The 18919-nt window shown below is 63.5% G+C and carries 13 protein-coding genes; 4 read left to right on the plus strand and 9 right to left on the minus strand.

Features of this window, described 5'->3' with window-relative positions:
• Positions 1-55: 55 nt before the first annotated feature.
• On the minus strand, positions 56-709 hold the full coding sequence (gene petA, locus VKR55_RS05725) for a ubiquinol-cytochrome c reductase iron-sulfur subunit (protein WP_324400617.1): 654 nt from the start codon (positions 707-709) through the stop codon (positions 56-58).
• A 714-nt stretch (positions 710-1423) separates the two neighbouring features.
• Between petA and VKR55_RS05730 the strand changes: the two genes are divergently transcribed.
• Positions 1424-1630, plus strand: coding sequence for a DUF3311 domain-containing protein (locus VKR55_RS05730; protein ID WP_324400619.1), 207 nt, complete (start codon positions 1424-1426; stop codon positions 1628-1630).
• Positions 1631-1714: 84 nt separating this feature from the next.
• Positions 1715-3271, plus strand: coding sequence for a monocarboxylate uptake permease MctP (mctP, locus tag VKR55_RS05735; RefSeq protein ID WP_324400621.1), 1557 nt, complete (start codon positions 1715-1717; stop codon positions 3269-3271).
• A gap of 128 nt (positions 3272-3399) precedes the next feature.
• On the opposite strand, the gene VKR55_RS05740 is transcribed toward mctP, so the two are convergent.
• The 3 genes from VKR55_RS05740 to VKR55_RS05750 all read right to left on the minus strand — a co-directional run bounded on the left by VKR55_RS05740 (position 3400) and on the right by VKR55_RS05750 (position 8143).
• Entirely contained in the window at positions 3400-4437 is a 1038-nt protein-coding gene (locus tag VKR55_RS05740) for a putative FMN-dependent luciferase-like monooxygenase (RefSeq protein ID WP_324400623.1), read from the minus strand.
• A 72-nt stretch (positions 4438-4509) separates the two neighbouring features.
• Positions 4510-6132 (minus strand): gamma-glutamyltransferase, encoded by a 1623-nt coding sequence (gene ggt, locus VKR55_RS05745; protein ID WP_324400626.1) that lies wholly within the window; start codon positions 6130-6132, stop codon positions 4510-4512.
• A 37-nt stretch (positions 6133-6169) separates the two neighbouring features.
• Complete coding sequence (locus tag VKR55_RS05750; protein ID WP_324400628.1) at positions 6170-8143, minus strand: primary-amine oxidase; 1974 nt, start codon at positions 8141-8143, stop codon at positions 6170-6172.
• Between the two features lie 57 nt (positions 8144-8200).
• Here VKR55_RS05750 and VKR55_RS05755 point away from each other — a divergent pair, with 57 nt between their 5' ends.
• Positions 8201-9214, plus strand: coding sequence for a helix-turn-helix domain-containing protein (locus VKR55_RS05755; protein ID WP_324400630.1), 1014 nt, complete (start codon positions 8201-8203; stop codon positions 9212-9214).
• A gap of 135 nt (positions 9215-9349) precedes the next feature.
• Complete coding sequence (locus VKR55_RS05760) at positions 9350-10438, plus strand: mandelate racemase/muconate lactonizing enzyme family protein (protein WP_324400632.1); 1089 nt, start codon at positions 9350-9352, stop codon at positions 10436-10438.
• A 29-nt stretch (positions 10439-10467) separates the two neighbouring features.
• Here VKR55_RS05760 and mmsB read toward each other — a convergent pair whose 3' ends face one another.
• The 5 genes from mmsB to VKR55_RS05785 form a co-directional block, all read right to left on the minus strand.
• Positions 10468-11676 (minus strand): multiple monosaccharide ABC transporter permease, encoded by a 1209-nt coding sequence (gene mmsB, locus VKR55_RS05765; RefSeq protein WP_324400635.1) that lies wholly within the window; start codon positions 11674-11676, stop codon positions 10468-10470.
• A complete protein-coding gene (mmsA, locus tag VKR55_RS05770; RefSeq protein WP_324400637.1) occupies positions 11673-13247 on the minus strand; it encodes a multiple monosaccharide ABC transporter ATP-binding protein in 1575 nt (524 codons plus the stop codon). The genes mmsB and mmsA overlap by 4 nt, the downstream gene beginning before the upstream one ends.
• 58 nt (positions 13248-13305) lie before the next feature.
• Positions 13306-14376, minus strand: coding sequence for a multiple monosaccharide ABC transporter substrate-binding protein (gene chvE / locus VKR55_RS05775; protein ID WP_324400639.1), 1071 nt, complete (start codon positions 14374-14376; stop codon positions 13306-13308).
• Between the two features lie 487 nt (positions 14377-14863).
• Entirely contained in the window at positions 14864-17605 is a 2742-nt protein-coding gene (locus tag VKR55_RS05780) for an EAL domain-containing protein (RefSeq protein ID WP_324400640.1), read from the minus strand.
• Positions 17606-17672: 67 nt separating this feature from the next.
• Positions 17673-18917, minus strand: a complete 1245-nt coding sequence (locus VKR55_RS05785) for a FecR family protein (protein WP_324400642.1) — start codon at positions 18915-18917, stop codon at positions 17673-17675.
• Positions 18918-18919: the final 2 nt, after the last annotated feature.

Raw genomic sequence — 18919 nt, forward strand, 5'->3', positions numbered from 1 at the left:
TCAAGAACTGCAAGCGCGGCATCGAGATCCGCGCCTGCCGTCGTGAGCGCTGCAACTAGATTTGCTCGATGGAAGAGAACTCGAAGTTGGAATTCGGTGGGTTCTCGCCGATGCGGACCATCGTATCGCTCAGGAAATGATGGGGTGGAACCGGCAGATTATACGGTGCCGGGACTCCCTGATAGACGCGTCCGGCGAGATCATATTTTGAGCCGTGGCACGGACAGAAATAGCCGCCCGGCCAATTCGGTGCGGGCGTGGTCGGATTTGGCTGCGGTTCAAATATCGGAATGCATCCGAGATGGGTGCAGATGCCGATCACGAGACCGAACTCGGGTTTGACGGAGCGATGCCAGTTTTCCACGTAAGGCGGCTGCTGCACTTCGGACGATTTGGGATCGGCCAGCATTGCCAGCAGCGCCGGATCCTTCAACTTCTGCACAGCCTCCGGCGTGCGGTGGGTGACGAAGACAGGCCTGCTCCGCCAACGAACCACCACCTGCTGGCCCGGCGCGACTTTCGTAAGATCAAGCTCCACCGGACTGCCGGCCGCCAGTGTCGAAGCGTCGGGGTTCATGTTGCTAACGAACGGAACAAGTGATGCCGCAGCACCGAGTGTGCCGAAGGCCGCAGTGGCGATGTAAAGAAAATCGCGGCGTGTGGATTTGTCGGACGCCGGTACGATGACGGTCTGGGTCGTTTCATTCATGATGGATACCGCGTATCTCCTGATCGTGATTAGCCGCTTGCAATGTGTGCAACCACAGAGATGTGGCGACGCTTGCGCGTTGACCTAACCTTCGTTCTTTGGATCAAGTTCCTCCTCAACCATTGCTAAGGTCGGCTCGCGACCAACTTGATCACAGGCGGTTGGCGGCACGCGATGCCAGCGCCTTGATGCCGGATATAAATCTGGATCAATCGCGTCTCTCTGGCGGCACGTTGGAAGGCGCTACGGCGCAGTCCCGCCACGTCGCCGCAGTCCTTCGGGGTTGGCCGAATCCATCACGGCTCGCAGCGTTCGGGCGGCCTCACCAGATAGGATTCCCGAAGTCCGACAGCAGCGACAAGCCCTCGATATCGACAATGGTGAAAGAGCTGCCATCCATCGTGATGAGCCGGTCAGGCGATGTCGCCATACTTCCCCGCATTGCAGCAACGCACGTGCAGCGAGCATGAGGACAATGCCGTCGCCGTGAGACGCGTCTCCGGGCTCAATCGGGCCCACCGGTCCGAACCTTGTTCGCACCTGCCGCATTTCTATTGCGACTGTTCTGCTCATGAGGCCGTCAGCGAGATCGATAGCCTCCACGAAGTCATCGATGATTGGGAGGTCAAGTTTCGCCAGGAGTGATATACTATTTGAAGAATAGCCGGGCCGGCGGGCACACTTCCGCCTGACAACGACCGCGTGGGAGGACATATGAATCGAGAGCTCAGCAAGCGCACAGGATGGAGCTGGTGGTACCTGCTCCTTCTCATTCAGTTCATCGCGGTGCTCTGGCCCCCATTCTACAACAAAGCCGAGCCGGCCTTGTTCGGCATGCCGTTCTTCTATTGGTATCAGCTCCTCTGGATCATCATTGGAGCCATCCTGACCGCCATTGTCTATTTCGCGACCGAGGAGTAGCCCAAGCGTAGCAGCGGATCGCGCCGCTGAGGCCGCCGCCAAGGGAAGAACGAAGTAACGAGGAAAGCTAACCGGAGGGGTACCGTGCAGAACGTGAACTGGACCGCCTTCTTCATTTTCCTGGCCCTGTTTGCCTTCATAACCTGGCTTGGGTTTGCCGCCGCGCATTGGCGCAAAGGCGACCTTGATCAGTTGCACGAATGGGGCCTTGGCGGACGTCGCTTCGGCACCCTCATCACCTGGTTCCTGATCGGCGGCGACCTTTACACCGCCTACACTTTCATCGCCGTTCCGGCGCTGGCCTTCGGCGCGGGCGCGGTCGCGTTTTTCGCCGTCCCCTACACCATCGTCGCCTATCCGATCCTTTTCCTGGCCTTCCCGCGGCTCTGGTACGTCTGCCATCGCCACAACTACATCACCGCAGCCGACTTCGTCCGCGGACGCTTCGGCAACCGTTGGCTCGCGCTCGCAATGGCGGTCACCGGCATCATCGCGACGCTGCCATACATTGCGCTGCAGCTCGTCGGGCTGCAGGTCGTGATCGGAGGCCTGGGCATTTCCGGCGCGGGCTATGCCGGTGATCTGCCGCTGGTCATTGCGTTCATCATCCTCGCGGCTTTCACCTATTCGAGCGGGCTCAGGGCGCCTGCCTCGATCGCCATCGTCAAGGACATCCTGATCTACCTCACGGCGTTTGCCGCGGTCGTGGTCATTCCCATCCAGCTTGGCGGTTTTGCAAAGATCTTCGCTGCGATTCCACCTGCGAAACTGCTTTTGGCTACCCCCGGCGCCAACACGACGGGTTCGTACGGCGCCTATGCGACGCTGGCATTGGGCTCGGCGTTTGCGCTCTTCCTCTATCCGCATTCAATCACGGGTATCCTGAGCGCGAGCAGCGGACGTGCCGTGCGCCGTAATGCGGCGCTGTTGCCCGCCTATTCGTTCATGCTCGGTCTGCTTGCACTCGTCGGATTCTTCGCCATCGCCGCCGGCGTCAGCAAGCTTCCGGAGTATGCGGACGGCTTCAAGCAGTTCGGCAACAATTTTGCGGTGCCGGCGCTGTTCCTCCACAGCTTCCCGTCGTGGTTCGTCGGCATCGCCTTTGCGGCCGTCGGCATCGGGGCGCTTGTGCCTGCGGCGATCATGTCGATCGCGGCCGCCAACCTCTACACCCGCAACATCCATCGCGAGTTCATCAACGGCGCGCCCACGGATCGGCAGGAAGCTCAGATGGCAAAGTGGGTGTCGCTGATCGTGAAATTCGGCGCGCTGGTTTTCATCGTGTTCGTGCCGTCGAAATATGCGATCTACCTGCAGCTCCTCGGGGGCATCTGGATCATCCAGACGTTGCCTGCCGTGATGCTCGGCGTCTATACCCGCTGGTTCAACGATTGGGCGCTGCTCATCGGCTGGGCCGCGGGGATCGTCACCGGAACGGCAATGTTCATTGCGGCGAACCTCACCCCGACCTATGCGCTTGCGATAGGCCATCTCACGTTTCCGGGCTATGCCGCGCTGTACGCGGTGATCGTCAATCTCGTCGTGACGGTCGTCCTGACGTTGCTGTTCACTCCCCTGCGCAGCGGCTCAGCCGACGAGACCGCGGCGGCCGAATATCAGGCGCCATCGCAAGCGGGATAACGTGTAGCAAGCCGCGGCGGGTTCGTCAGCCGCGGAGCACGTGCTGGAGACCGCGCTCTGGCGTTGCACCAAACCGTGTCTCCGCACTCATCACTACGCTGAGTGTAATCGACGATTTCGCGTCTCGATCAATCGAACAGCGCGACGTCGGCGGCAGTGGCTTTGGTCCAGCCCAACGTCGGCGCAACGTATTCGGCGACCAGCTCGATCGATCGCAGGATGTAGGGATGCGGCGGGTCGATCGAATGCGCCTGAAATACGAGATCGGTCACTCGTTCGAGCGTGCTGTCGGCACGAAGTGAGGCGATGACGTCGGCAGGCGTCCCCACATGGACGTCAAACGCCGTGATCATATCCGTCAGCGCCTCTCCCGGGTCGGCGTGACCGCCGGCGAGCAAATGTGGGCGTGCACGCCGCAGGCCAACGCCCGCGAGCCGCATCGCTTCCTTGTGATCGTCGGCCGCGAAGACGCTGCGCGAGGCCATAATCCGCGGCTCGCGTCCCGGTGGCAGCGCGTCAAGGTAGGCGTCGATGATGGGATGCTGAATCTCGGCAAGCGACGTGCGCGGCGCTTCCTTGGGGCGCGGCTGCGTGCGCGACAACAGCAAGCCGTCGCCCGCCTTGCCTGCCCTCGCCCCACCGCTCACGGAAAAGGTCGCCTGCCAGATGCGGTCGCAGAGTTGCGGTCTGAGCGGATAAAGCGTATCGCCGCCCGCAAGCGGACGTCCGGCGAGCGCATTGCGAACGATATCGAGATTGCGCGCGAAGATCTCGTTGCGCTGCGCGCTGTCGAGACCAAAGGCCGCAAAGGCCGTGGGGTTTCCGCCGGTCCCGACCCCGAGCTCGAACCGGCCGCCCGCCAACAAGTCGAGAACGGCCGCATCTTCCGCCACCCTCACCGGATTTTCCAGCGGCAAAGTGACGATGCCGGTCCCGAGCCGAATGCGCGAGGTCTGCGCGGCGACGAAACCGAGAAAGGCGAATGGCGCCGGCAGCCCGCCCTCATGCTCATGAAAGTGGTGTTGCGCGATCCATGCGGAATCAAGGCCGACTTTTTCCGCTTGCCTGATTTGCTCGGCCGCCAGGCGATAGCGTTCCGCCGGCGTCGCTTCATCGAGCAGCCGCGTGAAAAAGCCCAACCTCTTCAGATTCGCGAAACGCTTCATGAGGACACCAAGCAAACGATGCTCAAGTTTGCGCGGAGATCGCCGGCCAGTCAAATCGGAGCAGGTCGCTGGTCAGTACCCGATCGCCGCGCCATCGCTGCGCGGGTCGGAGCCGCCGGAGAGGACACCAGAGCGCGGATCGATGGTGATGCCGTGGGCATGGCCGGCCATCTCGTTCCACGCCTCCCAGCGGTTGACGATGTGGCCGCGTCCTTCCAGCGTATCGATCGTCTCGCGGGGAAAGCGCCCCTCCAGGTGCAAGGTGTCGCGCGCCTCGCCAAGCGCGAAGCGGCCGGACAAAAAGCGCGGCATCTCGATTGCCTCCTGCACGTCGAGACCGTGGTCGATCATGGCCGAGTAAAGCTGCAATTGGATTTGCGGCTGACCGTCGGCGCCCATGCAGCCGAGCACGCTCCAGAGCTTGCCGTCGCGCTTGGCCATTGAAGCGATCAGCGTATGCAGCGGAATCTTGCCGGGCTCGAGACGATTGGGATGGTTGGGGTCGAGGGAGAAATAGGCGCCCCGGTTCTGCAGCACCACGCCGGTGTTGCCGGCTACCACGCAGGCGCCGAAGGCGCCGTAGAGGCTCTGGATCAACGATGCGGCGTTGCCGTCGCGGTCGATGGCCGCGATATAGACCGTGTCGCCGGCGAGACTGCCATAGGACGGCACCTTGTCCCAGCTCAGCGCGGATGCAGGATCGATAAGCGCGCCTCGCCGTGCGGCATGGGGTTTGGAGATCAGTGTTTCGACCGGCACAGCGGCAAGGGCTGGATCGGCGAGCAGCCTGTCGCGATCGTGATAGGCGATCTGCTTGGCCTGCACGAGGAGATGCACGCGGTCCGGCCCCAACAAATCCATCCGCTGCGGTGCATGGGGCTCGATCAGGTTGAGCATTTCGAGCACGGTAAAGCCCTGCGTCGGCGGCGGCGTGTTGAAAATCTCAACATCCCGATAGCGGCCGACGAGCGGCGGGCCCCAGGTCGCCTGCTGCCGGGCGAAATCGGTCGGCTGAAACAAGCCGCCGTTCTCGCGCGAGAATCGCCCCATCTCGGCCGCCACGGCACCCTGGTAGAAGCCGGCCCAGCCCTGGTCCGCGATCGCCTGCAGCGTCCGCGAAAGATGCATGTTGGTGAGCTTGGAGCCGGGCGCAGGCACGGCGCCATCGGGAAAAAATATCGCTGCGGCTTCTGCATTCGCAGCAAGTTCATCGCCCATCATCGCAATGAAGCTCGACAGCCGTCCAGTCACGGGAAACCCCTCGCGCGCCGAAAGGATTGTGCTATCCAGCACGCGCGTCAGCGGCAGGCGACCGAACGTCGCATGTGCCGCGATCCAGCTCGCGACCGCGCCGGGCACGGTCAGCGTCGCCGGCACGATTCCCCGCAAAGGGATTTCGCCAAGTCCCCTCGCCGCCATGACCGCCGGTGTTGCGGCATCAGCGGCTTTGCCGCCGCCGTTGATGTATCTCACCTCGCCGGTCTTGCCGTCGTGAATCAACCAGAACGCATCGCCGCCTAGCCCGGTCATGTGCGGATAGATGACGGCAAGCATGGCGCTTGTCGCGATCGCGGCATCGATCGCCGAGCCGCCGGCCCGCAGCACGTCGACGCCTGCGCTTGACGCCAGCGAATGCGGTGACGTCACTAAGCCCCTTGTTGCGAGCGTCACCGGCCGGCCGGTTTTGATGTCCAAGGTCCTCCCCCCGGTGGTGGCGGCTTGCGACAAGATCTCACGCGCAGCACGAGCCGCGGCCGCGGTTGTCATGGCTTGCGTCGTTGCGGTCGGGCGGCAGGTCCATCGCCGGATTCTCGGCAAAGAACCCGTTCGGCTTCAGCGAAAAGCCGACATATTCGACCGGCATCACCGGGAAATCCTCAGGCCGGCACACGTGCGTTGCACCAAATGTGTGCCAGAGCACGATGTCCTCGTTCTCGATTCCGCGGTTCTGCGCGACATATCTCGGCAAGCCGTCGCCGCCGGCATGCTGGTTGGGAAACTCGCCGGCGGCGTAGCGCTCCTCGGGCGCGTAGCGCGTCACCCAGACATGCTTGGTGGCAAAGCCGCCGCGCGCCGTCATGAAGCAATTCTCCTGCGCCAGCATCACGGGCGCGGCATCGGCGACGAGTTTATATCCGGTCGGGGCGCCGACGCTGTTCTTGGTATTCGGATTGATGATCTTCCAGTAGCGCCCTGTTCTGCCATCGGCCTCGCGAGCCGCGTCGCGCTCATGCGAGAGTGTTCGCGCGGATGTTTCGAAGACATTGCCGTAGGGGTTGTCGGGACCGAACGGGCGCGGCTTGAAATCATGCTCCGTGACGCTGTTGCGTTCGCCGTCGATCATCATGTGCAGGCGGGCGTTGAAGAAGTGCTGATGCGTCGGACCGCCAAGGCCATCGGCGACCATGCCGCCCCATGGATAGGTCTTGCCGGGCGCGACGCCAGCGGTCTGGATGATGCCGGTCAGCTTGACCTCGAGCTTGATGGTGCCGTCCTGATAGAAATACCAGTAGAAGCCGTAGTCGTAATTGCCGACCGTGGAGAAGAACGAGATCACGAGGCGTCGCGAGCGCCGCACCTCGAACGTATCGTTGCGGAATTCATAGTGTTTCCAGAGGATGCCGTAGTCCTCCTCGTGCAGGCAAATCGCGTTCTTCATCACCATCGGTTTGCCGTAGTCGTCGGCGACTGCCACGTCGAAATAGTGGATGTGGCCGAGACAGTCGCAGCCGAGCTCGAGTGCGTTGGCGAGCTTGCCAAGGCCGTATTCGCCGGCGTCGAACGCGCTCTTCCAGAAATGGTTCGCGGTCGGATCAGCATAGGGCACGATCATGTCTGTGACGCTGGCGCGGTAGATGATCGGCCGTTCCCGGTCGCCGTCGCGGAAGCCGATCTGGTGCAGCACCAGCCCCTCGCGCGCGGTCCAGCCGACGCGGAACGACCAATTCTGCCAGCTCACCTTCCAGCCCTCAACCGAGAAACCCGGCCCCTCCTTCTGCACGATGTCGAGCGGCTTGACTTCACGCGTCTGCGGGATCGAGGCACGGTCGTAATTGCGCGAGCGTTTCGGGATCGGAACGATGTCGGACTCGTCGACCAGATGAACCACGCGGTTCTCAATCAGGTCGACCAGCGCCACCACGCCCTCGATCGGATGAGCGTAGCCGTTGTCTTTCGCGTCCTTGCGCCAATAGGAGACGGCGCTGACCAGCCGCCGCCCCTTCTCGACCTCGCGATCGAAATAGCCGGCCGAGAACGGATCGACCTGGACCAGCTCGATATCGGCGTCGCTCAAGCCCCGCCGCTGCATCGCATGGCGCCAAGCGGGATCGCGCTTAACGATGTCGCCGACCTTGAACACCTCCTCGATCGTGACCGGTGGCTGGCCATAGGGATGAACCTTGGTCAAGTGCTCGCGCCATGCGATGACCGTTTGCGCTTCGAGATCGACGGTTGCGATATGGGTGACCCCGGTCTTGCAGTCGAACAGCGTCGCGGCCGCCCGGCGAGGCGATTTCGCACCCGGATTCCACAGCAGAACCTCCGGCTTCGCGGGTTCCTCGAGTTGCACGTGGGTGAAGCGGATATCGGCGCCCAACCGCTTTTCGCGCCGCAGGACGTCGAAGGCGAGCATCACCTCGGCCTCGCTGAGCGGATTGAGCGGATGCAGGGCAGTCGCCCCGGCGACCTGTTCTAAATGACCCATGGCAGGACCAAATCTTGCAAGGACGCAGCAAGGCTAGGACGGCAGCCGGGCGCTGTCTTGAACCAGGCTGCCAAGGCCCTTGCGAGCCGGCTGGCCCTGGGCGACGCTTGCACCACCACCGGAACTCGACCGATGCCGATCAGCGTCTCCACCGATCAAATCCGCCCGACCGAGCGCCACGCGTTCTGGACCGAGGCGATCTCGCGGTCCTTTGCGCCGGTCGAAACCAGCCCGCTGGGACCATCCATGGTCAGCGGGCACTTCGAGTTTGTCGGGCGCGGCGCAGCCAAGTTGGTCCGCTTCGATTCCAGCCCGCAATGCTACCGCCGCGACGCGAGGCTCGTGAGTCGGACGGGCTCGGACGAGTTCATGTTCGACTTTCAGCGGCGCGGGCTGAGCGCGATGGTCCAGGGCCGCAATGAGGGTACGATCACGCCCGGATACGGCGTGCTTTACGACGCGCGGCGCCCGTTCGAGGATCGCCTCTACGGCCCCGAGCACCGCTCGGAAGTGCTGATCGTGACCGTCCCGGCCACATCGCTTTTGCGCGCGTTTCCGCAAGCCGAGCAGTTTTGCGCGAGGCCGATCCCGCTGTCGGCGACGGTGGCGCGCGCCGTCGCCGCCTTCGTTCGCGCTGCGATCGATGCGCCGGAGCCGCAAGCCGCTGAAGACGAAGCGGACATCGTCGACTATCTGTCCGCGCTGCTTCGGATGGCGAACGGCGGCCGGCACGAGTTGGCGCGATCGAGCCTCTTCGGCCTCCTTGACGCGTATCTGAAGGCCGACATCGCTGCGATCCGGCCGGTCCAACTCATTGCGGCCGGGTTCGGCATTTCGGAGCGGACCTTTCACCGCGTCTTCGCCGATCGCGACACCACGTTCGAGCGGCGTGTGCTTCATCTTCGGGCCCAGCGGTTCCGAAAGCTGCTGTGCACCCAACGCGAAGCCTCGATCGCGGCGCTTGCGGCCCGGTGTGGCTTCGCCGACGCGGCGCACGCAACAAGGACGTTCCGAGCGGTTTTCGGCATGACCCCACGCGATTTCAGATCCAGCGCACGGCACTCGGTTTGACGACTGAGAGTGCGCATCCAGATCGACTGCTTGCCGCCCCGCCGCATGCGTCCACGTGATTGCTCGGCTTCGTTCTTGCCGATTGCAGGGCTCGCGCCCGCACCCTACTCTTCCGGAAAAATAAGTGGGAGCGCGATGACAGGCATCAAGACCATCGAAGCCGGACACTTCCGGATTCCTCTTTCCGTCATTCTGTCCGATAGCACGCACGGCCAGATTACCGCGTTCGAGCTGATTACCGTGCGCATCCGCGACGGTGATGGCGCCGAGGGCGTGGGCTACACCTACACAGTCGGCCGCAATGGCGGCGCGGTCGCCGACATCCTTCGCCGCGAAATCCCCGAGCTGATCGCGAGGCGCGATGCCGCCGACACCGAAGCGATCTGGCATCACATCTGGTGGGGCCTGCATTACGGTGGCCGCGGCGGGCCGGTCGTGCTGGCGCTCTCGGCGATCGACATCGCGCTGTGGGACTTGAAGGCGCGCCGCGCGGGCCTGCCGCTCTGGCGCCTGCTTGGCGGCTTCGACCCTCGCGTCCCCTGCTATGCCGGCGGCATCGGCCTTGACCTTTCGGTCGAGGCCCTGCTGCGGCAGACCGACGACAATCTTGCCAAGGGCTTTCGCGCCATCAAGATGAAGGTGGGTCGGCCGGACCTTGCTTCCGACGTCGCACGCGTCGCGGCGATGCGAAAGCATCTCGGCGAAGGCTTTCCGCTGATGGCGGACGCCAATATGAAATGGACGGTCGAGGAAGCCGTGCGCGCCGCGCGTGCCTTGCAGCCTTACGATCTCACCTGGCTCGAGGAACCCATCATTCCTGACGATGTCGCAGGCCACGCGCGCATCCTCGCAGCGGGTGGCGTGCCGATTGCGGCGGGCGAGAATTTGCGCTCGCTCTGGGAGTTCAAGACCTATATCGCTGGTGGCGCCGTCTCCTACCCCGAGCCAGACGTGACCAATTGCGGCGGCGTCACCTCCTTCATGAAGATCGCGCGCCTCGCCGAGGCCTTCAATCTTCCCGTCACCAGCCACGGCGCCCACGACATCACCGTGCACCTGCTCGCCGCCTGTCCCAACCGCTCCTACCTGGAGGCGCATGGATTCGGCCTCGACCGCTACATCGAGCATCCGCTCGTACTCGAGGAAGGCAAGGCGATTGCGCCGACGCGCGCAGGCCACGGCGTCAATTTCGACTGGACGGGGCTCGCGAAGCTCGCGGTTTGATCTTGCACGCAAGCTCACCGGGACGACGTCTATCTCCGCTGGTTGTAGACGTCGAAGCAAACCGCGCCGAGCAGCACCAGACCCTTGATGACCTGCTGGTAGTCGATGCCGACGCCGAGGATCGACATGCCGTTGTTCATCACGCCCATGATCATGGCGCCGACCACGGCGCCGCCGACACGCCCCACCCCGCCATAGGCCGACGCGCCGCCGATGAAGCAGGCGGCGATGACGTCGAGCTCGAAACCCAAGCCCGCTTTTGGCGTCGCGGTGTTGAGCCGCGCGGCAAAGACGAGCCCTGCCAGCGCCGCGAGCGCGCCCATGTTGACAAAGGTCAGGAAGGTCAGCCGTTCGGTCTTGATGCCCGAGAGCTTGGCCGCCTTGGCATTGCCACCGACGGCGTAGATCTGCCGGCCGATCACGGTCCGCCGCGTCATGAAGCCGTAGAGCGCGGTCAGCACGGCCATGATGATGAGCACGTTCGGAAAGCCGCGATAGGACGCGATCACGTAGGTGAAATAGAGCACGACGCCGGCCAAGGCGACGCTCTTCGTAAAGAACAGCGTGTAGGGCTCGACCTCGATGCCATGCGAGGCTTCGCGAGCACGGCCCTTGGCGCTGGCATAGACCAGCGCCAACGCCAGCACGATTCCGATCAACAGCGAGGTCGGGTGCAATGTGCCGAAGTCGGGGAGCATCTCGGTCATGAAGCCGGACGACAATTTCTGGAATGTCGACGGAAACGGCCCGACCGACTGGCCCTGCAGCACCGCCAGCGCGAGCCCCTTGAACACCAGCATGCCCGCGAGCGTGACAATGAAGGAGGGAATGCCAAAATAAGCCACCCAATAGCCCTGCGCCGCGCCGATGGCCGCCCCCACCAGGAGGCATGCGATCACAGCCAGAGGAAAATCGAGGTGATATTGCACCATCAGCACGGCGGCGACGGCGCCGATGAAGCCGGACACCGAGCCGACCGACAGATCGATATGGCCGGTGACGATCACGAGCAGCATGCCGAGCGCCATGATGACGATGTAGCTGTTCTGCAGTACGAGATTGGTGAGATTGAGCGGCTGCAGCAGCGTGCCGTCGGTCACGATCTCGAAGAACAGCATGATCGCAAACAGCGACAGCAGCATGCCGTAGTTGCGCAGATTGTTCTTGATGAAGCTGCCGCCCTTGCGCTCTTCACCGCCCTTGCGTTCCTCAGGGAGTGACACCGTCTTGTCGGTCATGGCTGTAGCTCTCCCACGCGCGCTTTCTGCCTGCCGGCTTTGGCGATCCGCTGGTTGCGCATGATCGCGCGCATGATCTTTTCCTGCGACGCTTCGCGTCCAGCGAACTCGCCGACAAAGGCACCGTCATTCATGACGTAGATCCGGTCGGAGATGCCAAGCAACTCGCCCATCTCCGAGGAGATCACCACGACGCCCCGGCCCGCTTCCGCCAGTTCATTGATGATGCAATATATCTCGTATTTGGCGCCGACATCGATGCCCCGTGTCGGCTCGTCCAGGATCAGGACCTTCGGGTCCGTCATCAGCCATTTCGACAGCACGACCTTCTGCTGGTTGCCGCCGGAAAGCTGGCCTGCCTCCTGATAAACGTCCTGGCTGCGGATCCGCATCCGGTTCCGGTACTCGTTGGCGGCTTTCAGCTCCCTGATATCGTCGATCACCCCGTTTGGGGCGACCTGACGGAGGCTGGCGAGCGTGATGTTCTTGCGGATGTCGTCGGCGAGGATCAGCCCAAGCTGTTTGCGATCCTCGGTCACGTAGGCGAGCCCGGCTTCGATCGCCGCGGAAACGCTGGCGAGCTGGACCTCATCGCCGTCAAGCTGCACCCGGCCACTGATGCCGGTGCCCCAGGCGTGGCCAAACAGGCTCATGGCAAATTCGGTCCGTCCCGCCCCCATCAGTCCGGCGATGCCCACGACCTCTCCACTTCGCACGGCAAAATCGACATTCTTGATCGCCTGCCGGTCGGGATGGACCGGGTGATACACCGACCAGTCCTCCACCAGCAGCACGGGCTCGCCGATCTTGGCCTGTCGCTCGGGAAAGCGGTGCGCCAGATCGCGATCGACCATGCTGCGGATGATGCGGTCTTCTTCGACCTTTTCAGTGTGACAGTCGATCGAGTCCACCGTGCGGCCGTCGCGCAGCACGGTGATGCGGTCGGCCACCTTGGCGACCTCGTTGAGCTTGTGGGAAATCAGGATCGAGGCGATGCCCTGCTCGCGGAACGTCACGAGGCGGCCGAGCAGCGCGGCGCTGTCGGCCTCGTTCAGGCTCGCAGTCGGCTCGTCGAGGATCAGAAGGCGCACCCTCTTGGACAGCGCCTTGGCGATCTCGACAAGCTGCTGCTTGCCGACCCCAAGATCGGTGATCAGCGTATCCGGGGACTCGCGCAGGCCCACCTGCGCCAGCAACTCCCGGCTTCGCCGGTAGACCGTGTCACGGTCGATCACGCCGCCCCGCGACGGCGGATGCGACAGGAAGATGTTTTCCGCGATCGACATCAGCGGGATCAGCGCGAGCTCCTGGTGGATGATGATGATCCCGAGCGCTTCCGAATCGTTGATATCGCGGAAGAGCCGCTCCTCGCCGTCGAAGATGATGGTTCCCTCGTACTGACCGGCGGGATAGACGCCGCTCAAGACCTTCATCAGCGTCGATTTGCCGACGCCGTTCTCGCCGACCAGCGCATGGATCTCGCCTGCGTTCACCGTAAAATTGACGTTGCTGAGCGCACGCACGCCGGCAAAGCTCTTGGCGATCCCGCGCATCTCCAGCATGGCCGTCATCGTCATGTCCCGCAAAGCCGGCAGGCGCGGATCGACGCGCCTGCCGCATCATTCCTGCTCAGTCGAATTGAGCCTTCTTGTAGTAGCCGGAGTCAACCAAGACCTTCTCCCAATTACCCTTGTCGACCACAACCGGATTCAGGAGATAGGACGGAACCACCTTGACGCCGTTGTTGTAGGTCTTGGTGTCGTTGACCTCGACCTTCTTGCTGTTGAGCGCGGCGTCGACCATGTTGGCGGCGACCTTGGCGAGGTCGCGGGTATCCTTGAAGATGGTCGAATATTGATCCCCGCGCAGGATCGCCTTGATCGAAGGCACTTCAGCGTCCTGTCCGGAGATTACGGGCATCGGGTTGTCGGCGCTGCCATAGCCGACGCCCTTCAGCGAGGAGATGATGCCGATCGAGAGCCCGTCATAGGGCGAGAGCACGGCGTCGACATGCTTCTTGCCGTAATAGGCCGAGAGCAGATTGTCCATGCGCGCCTGCGCGGTCGCGCCGTCCCAGCGCAAGGTCGCGACCTTATCCATGCCCATCTGGCCGCTCACGACCACGAGCTTGCCGGAGTCGATGTAGGGTTTCAGCACCGACATCGAGCCGTTGTAGAAGAAGTAGGCGTTGTTGTCGTCCGGCGAGCCGCCGAACAGCTCGATGTTGAAGGGCCCCTTGCCCTGCTTCAGCCCGAGCTTGTCCTCGATCGACTGCGCCTGCAGCACGCCGACCTTGAAATTGTCGAAGGTCGCATAATAGTCGACGTTCGGCGTGTCGCGGATCAAGCGGTCATAGGCGATCACGGTGATGCCCTTGGCCTTGGCCTGTTTCAGCACATCCGAGAGGGTGGTGCCGTCGATCGCCGCGATGACCAGCGCCTTCACGCCCTTGGTCACCATGTTCTCGACCTGCGCGAGTTGGTTCGGAATATCGTCCTCGGCATATTGCAGGTCGGCGCCGTAGCCCTTCTCCTTCAGCGCCTTGACCATGTTGTTGCCGTCGGCGATCCAGCGCGCGGAGGACTTGGTCGGCATCGCGATGCCGATGGTCCCCTTGTCCTGCGCCACAGCGGCGCCCGGCAGCGATGCCGCAACGCCGGCTAGCGCCAGCGCCAACGTGATGGTCTTCAACTTGAGCATGCTTCACTCCCTCTGGTGATGTGATTTCTTGTTTGCGGCGAGATTGCCACAGAAGTTCGGGCGGGCGTGTGGCAATCATGGCCGGAACGCACCGGTTGAGCCCGCCACGTCAAGACCGTTCGCCTATCGGATCATCTGATGGCCGATCGCGGGAGACGCGGGATGGACGTCGACAATCATAGGCTGCACTCTCCCCGCTTGTTACTCCGTGCCGCTCGCGCGCCTCCCGCAGCGATGGCACAGGCCGTCCTTGGTCTGTGGGCGGCGATTCACTATTCCACGGATGATCCCGCGCGACTAGTCATATTATTTGACTATTGGAACTACGCTTTGGATTAGTGCCTTATGCTCTTGATTTGACAGCAAATTGTGCCGACAGGGCATGAATCCGTAGCCTCGCGGCTCCGCCGCGCCCAAGCTGTGCAAAGGAATCGCCCTCAGAATAGAGGGCGCTGGGAATGCCGGATGCTCGCCGCAACCGCAGCCCCTAGCCCGCCATCGCCTCTTCACGCTCAGCCAGGAATCGCGCCTCGAAATCGTGCGCCGGCATCGGCTTGCCGAAGAAATAGCCCTGCCCTTCCCCGCATCCCATGCTCACCAGCAAGTCGGCGATGGCGCGGTTCTCGATGCCCTCGGCGATGACGGACAGGCCGAGCTGCTTGGACAGTCCCACCGTCGACGAGACGATTGCAGCGTCGTCGCTGTCAGCCAGGAGGTCGAGCACGAAGGAGCGATCGATCTTGAGCCCGTCGAGCGGGAATTTCTTCAGGTAAGAGAGGCTGGCATAGCCGGTGCCGAAATCGTCGAACACGATACGGACACCGAGAGCCTGGATGCGCAGGAAGATGTCGAGCACCCGCTTCTCGTCGATCAGCAGGATGTCCTCGGTTACCTCGAGCTCCAGCAGCGACGGCGTGAGCTTGGTCGCATCGAGAATGTCGGCTACGGTCCTGGCGAGATCACCCGATTGAAGCTGCGACGGCGAGAGGTTGATGCCGACGCGGACACCATGGCCGGCGAGCTCCCAGCGCCGCGCCTGCTTGCACGCCGTCTGCATCACCCACGCGGCGACCCGTTCGGAAATCGCCGATGCGTTGACCACCGGAATGAACTCGGCCGGCGACACCAGGCCTCGCTCGGGATGACGCCAGCGGATCAAGGCCTCCGCTCCGATCAGCCCGCCGTCCACGAGCCGGACCTGCGGTTGGTAGAACAGCTCGAACTCATCGCGCTCGATCGCGAGCGACAGTTCCGCCTCCAGCGTCAGCCGCGCTTCGAGCTCCTGCCGGATCGCATGCTCGAACATCACGTGACCGCCGCGGCAGGTTGCCTTGGCGCGGCAGAACGCCAGATGGCTGTTGGCGAGCAGCTCGTCCGCGTTGCGGCCACCCTCGGGATAGACGGCAACGCCAACGGAGACCTTGACGCGATGCTCGCGCGCTCCGGTTACAAGCGGCTTGTCAAAGGCGCGCGTGATGCGTTCGGCGAACGCCGCGACCTCACCGGCAAGCGCCGTACAAGGAATAGCGATGGCAAATTCGTCGCCGCTGAGGCGCGCCACCAGCGCCTCCTTGCCGGCCTCCTCGACCAGCCTTTCCGAGACCGCCTGCAGCACACGGTCGCCATAGGCGTGGCCCAGCATGTCGTTGATGTGCTGAAAGCCGTCCAGCCCCAGCACCAGCAACGCGACTCCGGTTCCGGACCCCTCCGCAGAGGAAACCATCGCCGAGAGGCTGCCATGAAGCGTATCGCGGTTGGCAAGTCCGGTGAGGGAGTCATATTCGGCCAGGTAGCGGATGCGCGCGGCTTCGCGCTTGCGCACGGAAATGTCGCGCAGAACGGCGCCATACTGGAAACCGTCCGTGCCTTGCCAGCCCGAGAAGCACGCTTCGACCGGAAACACCTCGCCGCTCTTCCGCCGCCCCTCGAATTCCATCACCGCGCCGCCGGGCGAGGCCCATGCGGAATTGGCCGCGTCGCGGATCGAGAACGGCGTGCCCCTGGCGCCCCCGGCGCAGATGATGTCGAAGGGCTGGCCGATCATCTCGCCGGACGTATAACCAAAGATCGCTTCCGCGCCGGGATTCCAGACCGTAATCCGATGCTGCTGATCAGTGCAAATCAAGCCGTCCCCGAGCGACATCGCGATACGATGAAAGCGGCTCTCCGCAATGTGGCCGAGCAGGCCGAGGAAAGCGATCTCGTCGAGCGCGATCGCAGCAAGGTAGGCCGCGATCGCGGTGTACAACGGCGAGGTGTCGAGGATGATCGGCCATTCGGCCTGCAGCAGCAGGGCTGCGCTCTCGACCACGAGCGCCGTACCCAGCAGCATGATGACCCTGTGGCCGGCGGCGAGCCGACGCCAGGCCAGCATCATCAGCAGGATCAGCAGGCAGGTCGTGACCAGCGTGACGACGTCGGATGTCCAGTGCAGCGTGCGGTTCTGCAGGATCGATTCGGCGGCGAGAGCCTGCAGCAGCGGACCTGAGACGATGCCGCCATTTGGAATGCTGAAGCGGTCGCCAAGCTCCAGCGCGGTCCCGCCGACGATGACCTTCTTGCCCCTCAGCTTCGCGAGCGTCGCCGCATCGCCATGCAGCACATCGACATAGGAGACCATCGGCACCGAGGCGGCGCGAATGCCGAAATCGATCAGAAAGGCTGCACCCGTGCTGTCGTATTTGCCGGCGAGCACCGCCGCCATCGAAGGCAGAAACTCGCCGCCGAGCTTCTCGCCGAGCGGATAGCGCCGGATCCGGCCGTCCGGCCCGACCTCGACGTTGACGATGGCGGCCCAGGACTGATCGGCAAAGGGCTTTTGCGGGCGATTGATATGAACGGCCGCGGGATCGCCAGCCTTTGCACCCGGTTGCTTGAACGACGGCAGCACGACCGATCCGGCCGCTCCCCGCAAGGCCTCGACGAAATCCCGATCGGACGCTGCATCCGAGGGCGTGCTGAAGTCGATATCGAAGGCGATGTCGGCGGCGCCTGCCCTTTCCAATTGTCGCAGCAATTGGGCGTGCAAACTCCGCGGCCAAGGCCAGACGCCGATTTTTTCGATCGAGGGAGCATCGATCGCCACGATGACGACGTCGCCGCTGGCCTCCCGCTGCAGCCAACTGAAGCGAAGATCGGCGAGAGCGTAGCGGAACGGACCGTGCCAACCGGACAGCAGCATGACCGCCAGCGCGATCACCACAAGAACATGCGGCCGATAGTGCTTCAACTTGTCACCCCCACGCGCCTCCTTCTGAGGCGCGTTCCCCCGTTCGATCATGCGCTAGCGGGCCCGGTCAGTGCCTTCCGTTGCCATTCCCGTTGCCGTTGCCGGCCCCGCCATTGCCGTTGCCATTTCCGTTCCCGCTATTCCCGTTGCCGTTATTGCCGCCGTTGCCGTTGTTACCGTTTCCATTGCCGGCGGTCTTGCCGTTGCCGGTCGCGCCGTTTCCGTTGCCATTGCCGTTATTGCCGCCGTTGCCATTGTTGGAATGGCTTGCAGCGCCAGTCGTCGCGGCGACCATGGTCGCCGTTGCGGACGGCGAATTGGCGGTACCACCCGCGACCGCTGCATCGCCGCCGTCGGCCGTGCTCTGGCCACTGGCAGTGACGGTGCTTGCGTTGGAGTTGCTGTTGTTCCAGATGGTGTCCCTGCCGGAACCCCGAGATGCGCGTCGGGAGAGGCCGGGCGCCGTCGAGCCATGGGCGAGACCGTGGGTCGCTTTCTGGACGTTCAGCCTGACTTCACCGAGGGCCGTCGAGATGTGCATGACGTTGTGTTTCGCCGATCCGTTCTCGAGCCTGGATTGCTGTGAGCCCGGCGCGCCCGGCGGCTTGCCGACTGGCGCGAGCGCAAGGATGGTTCGGCCGTCTCCGGCATTGCGCGGCGCCGGCAGGCCGCCCTTCGGCACCGGAATCCGTTGGAGGGTGGAGGCGCGCGGCTTACCCTGCTCGATCGGGTTGAAGGGGCCCGATCCGCTCAACGACAGGCCCGGCTTGCCGTGGATCAAGGTCGTCGCCGCCTGGCCGGGCATCACTTCTGCGATCTGGCCCGACTTGAAGTCGGACACCTCGACCTGCCCGCGCTGCACCTCGACGTGTGCGCTCTTGCCGGTCACGGTGACACTGAAGTGCGTGCCTTTCACGACCGCGGCGAGGTAAGGCGTCTCGACCTCGAAATGCTTGACGTTGCGTTTCTCGACGTCCAGCAGAATCGATCCGGCCTGCTGCTCGATCGTCGTGGACATCCCGTCCTTCTTCTCGACGGGAACGCCGATCACCGAGTTCGGCGCGATCAGGATGGTTTCCTCGCCGCGAGTGAGAAGGACGCGACCGTTGCGTCCGGTGCGGATGGTGTCGCCGGGCTTGAGCGTGTCTTCCTGCTTCAGCGAAGCCGCTTGCGCGCCGGTCGTGCTGATCCACACCTCGCCGGAAGATTTGCTGACCGACCAGACGCCGTCATCGCCGGCAAGCGCGCTCGCGCCTGCGAGACACGTCAGCGCCATCGTCAAGGCGAAGCACATTCCACTCGTTCTGAGCATCG

It is taken from the genome of Bradyrhizobium sp., assembly GCF_035309285.1.
GTDB lineage: Bacteria > Pseudomonadota > Alphaproteobacteria > Rhizobiales > Xanthobacteraceae > Bradyrhizobium.

Coding starts and splice junctions, on each gene's coding strand:
- VKR55_RS05785 (WP_324400642.1), bottom strand. CDS start 18,917: ATGCTCAGAACGAGTGGAATGTGCTTCGCCTTGACGATGGCGCTGACG.
- VKR55_RS05760 (WP_324400632.1), top strand. CDS start 9,350: ATGACAGGCATCAAGACCATCGAAGCCGGACACTTCCGGATTCCTCTT.
- mmsB (WP_324400635.1), bottom strand. CDS start 11,676: ATGACCGACAAGACGGTGTCACTCCCTGAGGAACGCAAGGGCGGTGAA.
- mmsA (WP_324400637.1), bottom strand. CDS start 13,247: ATGACGGCCATGCTGGAGATGCGCGGGATCGCCAAGAGCTTTGCCGGC.
- VKR55_RS05750 (WP_324400628.1), bottom strand. CDS start 8,143: ATGGGTCATTTAGAACAGGTCGCCGGGGCGACTGCCCTGCATCCGCTC.
- petA (WP_324400617.1), bottom strand. CDS start 709: ATGAATGAAACGACCCAGACCGTCATCGTACCGGCGTCCGACAAATCC.
- chvE (WP_324400639.1), bottom strand. CDS start 14,376: ATGCTCAAGTTGAAGACCATCACGTTGGCGCTGGCGCTAGCCGGCGTT.
- VKR55_RS05740 (WP_324400623.1), bottom strand. CDS start 4,437: ATGAAGCGTTTCGCGAATCTGAAGAGGTTGGGCTTTTTCACGCGGCTG.
- VKR55_RS05730 (WP_324400619.1), top strand. CDS start 1,424: ATGAATCGAGAGCTCAGCAAGCGCACAGGATGGAGCTGGTGGTACCTG.